Annotated in this window: 1 protein-coding gene and 1 pseudogene; both read left to right on the top strand. The window is 44.9% G+C overall.

The genetic code is table 11. From position 1 onward, the window contains the following. Positions 1–276 precede the first annotated feature (276 nt). Entirely contained in the window at positions 277–3,519 is a 3,243-nt protein-coding gene (locus tag GRP75_RS20170) for a hypothetical protein (protein WP_160790180.1), read from the top strand. Positions 3,520–3,591: 72 nt separating this feature from the next. Continuing rightward, positions 3,592–4,193, top strand: a pseudogene (locus GRP75_RS20165) (hypothetical protein); the annotation flags it as partial.

Below are 4,193 nucleotides of genomic sequence, written 5' to 3'. Positions count from 1 at the left end.
CCACATACTACTATACCCGAAGGGGGGTTTGCAAGTGACTCCTCTCCTGATTTTCTTTTAATCCCATGGGCTTAACCGGTTTATGGAAAATAAGGTCCATTTGGCCTATAAAAATGGAAGTTTAAGGTGTCGATATATTAAAATGTGACATTATTAATGGAAATGGAGGTAATATGTTCTTCTCTTACGATTGTAAGGATGTACAGAGAGAAAAGTGGGTTTTTGCAGCCCAACATGCAATTTTTTTGACGAGAAAAAGGGAGGTTATACAGCTAGATGATTTGTAAAAAGGTAGTGGTATGGTTTCTGACGGCGATTTTAGCGATTAACACCTTGCTGTGTCTGCCTGTTGAAGCAGGAGCAGAAAAACAAAATGCAACGGGCGGAATACAACAAGGTCATGCAGGTTTGGTACAGGAGGAACAGGAGATCACTAATGAAACAGTTTCTTTTGATCCGCCAACTTCTGTAACAAACAGCGTTTATAATGCACTCATGATGAGCTTGGCGGCAACGGTGGAGTATACGTCAATCGTTATCGAACCTGGGGAAACCTATGAATTCGAGAATACAGATACGATCAGTAAGTCCATATATAGCAACGCTTCTCAATCAAAAGGCATTTTGTACGATAGTGTAAGTTACAAAGAGGACGGAGACATCAGCACTGTCCATATGGACTATGGCATTAGCCCCATTGGTGTTCCTGGGGGAGGCACAGCGTTTATTACGAATACAGGAACAGCAGCATTAACCGTAAAAGTAACGGACGTCTTCACCTACAGTACATCGGAGGACCCGGCACTAGAGCGAGTTACGGTCTCTAAAAATGAAAGCTATCGGATTGTGAATGAAGGATGGACTGCCCGTTCGATTCAGCATGATGGGTCAAATGCGGACAATCGCCGTTTTGATTACGCAAAATACAAGGCAGACGGAACTTTATCCGCATCTGATCTCAATAGCATTGCTCATCCCTCTTTGGGTGATGGCGAGGAACTGATTATTACAGGTTCCACTGCCAATGCGGTGACCTTCGGATTTCCATACGGCAAATACAGTATAGAAAGCACCGGCGAGCCGGCTTATGCGCGGGTTACCCTAAATCAGGGGGAAAGCTACCAATTTATCAATGTGGGAACCCGATTGGATACGGTGGAAAGTGACGGTACATCTAAAGATAAACTTGACTATGTTGTTTATCTGGCAAACGGAACAGAGGCTTCACGCGGCAGTGGCACTACGGCGAAGCCGCAGATTGCTGTGGACAGATACGCGGTAATTACCCAGGTCACTGCCAATCCGGTTACATATGGGGCTCCATATCGCAATTTTATTGCTCGTCCTGTGGGTGGTGATGCAATCAGCCGTGTGGAGCTTGAGGTGGGCAAGAGCTACATTTTCCACAATAATGGTACGCTAATGAATCCGATCTACAATAACTCCAAAAAGGTAGGAAGCTTGTTCGACTATGCTATTTACAAGCCGGATGGAACGGTAAATTCCTCTGGTTTTAACAGCCAGTCTGGTCCCATGATCCCGCCTTCGGGATATGCCATTGTGACTGTGATCGGTCCGAGTCCTATTATCTTTGATTATACAGATGATTTTTCCTGGGAAACTAGCAATGATCCTGCCTTTTTACGCGTAACACTGTCTAAAGGCGAAAGTTATGCTTTTACTAATATTAGTGATCATTTGAGGAATCTGCATAGCACAGCCAGTACCGTTAAAGGAAAATATGATGTGGTTCTGTACAAAGCAGATGGTACAGAGCAATCCAGGCGCAATACCGGAAACTCAACCTTTTTGGTTGGTGCAGGTAAAAAGGCCAGTGTGACGGTAACCAGTGACACGCCAATCACGTTTGGTGGTATCTATCGGAGCTTTAAGGCCAGCGAAGATGATAATGGTATCGGGCAAACGACGCTGGAGCCAGGGGATTCGTACATTTTCCGCAATCATGATAGCAAATCGAATTCATTGCGGCATGACAAAAGTAGTGGAAGTGCACGCTTTGATTCGGCAAGCTATCGAGGGCTTCGTTTACTGACATCAGATCATTTCAACAATACAGTGGACCCAGAGATTGTTGCAGGCGGTGAAGCCATTGTCACCAATGTATCCGATCGGCCAATCACCTTTAGTTACAGCAGTAAGGTAGAGGCTATGCTTAACGCACAGGCAGCCTTCCATCGAATTACATTGAAACGCGGTGAAAGCCGGAAATTTATCAATGTAAGCACTTTGGACAAGGCTCTGGATGTCATTTCAGTCAGCGGTATGAAGTGGAATTACATGAATTACAAGGCAGACGGTACGGTGTACAGTCAGGCCAGTGATACGACTCAATTGCCGTTGGTACAGGCTGGTGGATATGCCATTGTAACGACGGTTTCGGATGTGCCAGTGACTTATGGAGCTGTGTTAGGAATATTCGACGTTGAGGATGCTCAGGTGCCGACAGGCAATCATGTCACTGTCAAGCAGGGAGAAAGCTATGTATTCCATAATACTGGTTCACAGGCTTCCTCATTAACGACAGATGCTTCAAACGAAAGCCGCCTCTACGACTATGCCATATATGAAGAAGGTAGCGGTGTAAATTCCAAGGTGGATAGAGCAGGTATGGATGCTTCTCTACCTGAAATCTCACTTGGAGCCGGAGATACGCTTGTTGTGACTGTCACTTCGCTGCAAGCCGTGACCTTTCATTTCAAGAATGAAATTAAAGCGGAGCCAAGCACAGAACCGGCGTTGTTAAAAACGTCTTTGTCTGGCGGAAAGCAGGAGATATGGATCAATCGCGGAAGTCAGGAGGCCCCTATCGTGACGAATGCGAAGGCGGCTGGTGGAACGTATCAATATACCGTTACGGATCAGGCTGGAAAAGTGATTCGTGAACATAAAGAGGCGACAGATAATCAACAGCAAGTGCCAGCTAATGCAAATATTCATCTTGCCGTAGCTGCAGCTGCTCCTGCTGTTAACTTTGGAGCGCCTTATCGTGTGTTTGCTGTAAAAAATAACGATGACAGCAAGCTGGACGAACTAATTGAGCTCATAGATAAAGAAGCTGACTTTACGGCAGGCCAACAAGGGAAATATCGGTTTACACCCAAAGAAGACGGGATATACCGTTTTGCGGTGAAGGAGAAATCCAACTTTGCTGCGCAGCAACCCATTGTAAGCTTGTTTACGGACCCTGATTTTAGTAACCAGCTTGTCTCTTCAACAGAGCAAGCACAAATATATGGTTGGGATTACACGGTCTTAGAGTATGAGATGAAGGCAGGCCAAACGGTTTATGTGAAGCTGACAGAAACCAATAGCGGCGCATTACAAACCGTAATTAAGGCAGCACATATGGCGCTTGGTAAGGATACTTCATATGAATATGGAAAAGGGAACCGAATGAATAAAGTTATTTTGTTCACCGGTGATCAAATTCAACTGGATTATGACTTAAACGGAAACGTCATTAGACGGACGAAGAAGGTATTTCCTTTTACAGATTAAAAGGATGTCTTTGCTTCGAAAAAACATAACAGATAGTTAGATGTACAGGCATTATTAAATAGGGGTGAGCGAGTGTTTAAACGTTATATTTGTAGTCTACTATGTATGGCAATGTTGCTGGGTCCATGGAGCACATGGGCATATGGAGAAGAAGGGCACGGAGAGGCGGCAGCTTCTCAGTCTTCTTCGTCTTCCACTCCACAGATTATTACCAGAGCATGGCTTGCACAGCAAACAGGTAAGGATCAGGCTTGGGTCAATGCACAGTTATCCAAAGGCTATACTTTATATGATATTTATAAAGCTTGGCAAAAAGATGGTGGAGAAAATTCATTACCGGAGCAAAGTCCAAGCTTGTGGGTACAGCAGAATGGACTGACATTGAGCACAAATGCAAAGGCAGAACCGTCTGATGAGTCGGCTGAGCTGAAGGAAGATGAAAAGCCCACTCAGGCCGCCCAGGATGAAGAAGCAACTCAACAACCGCTAGATAAGGAAGAGGGTAAAGCAACGGCTCCAGACACGACTGAGATGGATATACCATCCATACCCCGTGTAAATGATTCCGTATATGCGCCGATTCCAGGAGAAAACAGTCTGATCGGGCAGAGTTTACTTCAACAAAGTATGTTGCAGGTATCTGCTACAACAGATGTGTATGCTCCTTTTGATTA

The organism is Paenibacillus sp. OT2-17, from assembly GCF_009827695.1.
In the GTDB taxonomy this organism is placed as follows: Bacteria; Bacillota; Bacilli; order Paenibacillales; family Paenibacillaceae; genus Paenibacillus; species Paenibacillus polymyxa_B.
This window is presented reverse-complemented; position numbering and strand designations above follow the sequence as displayed.

What these genes read in the sequence shown, in the direction of transcription:
- GRP75_RS20170 (WP_160790180.1), top strand. Translation starts at nt 277, where the DNA reads ATGATTTGTAAAAAGGTAGTGGTATGGTTTCTGACGGCGATTTTAGCG.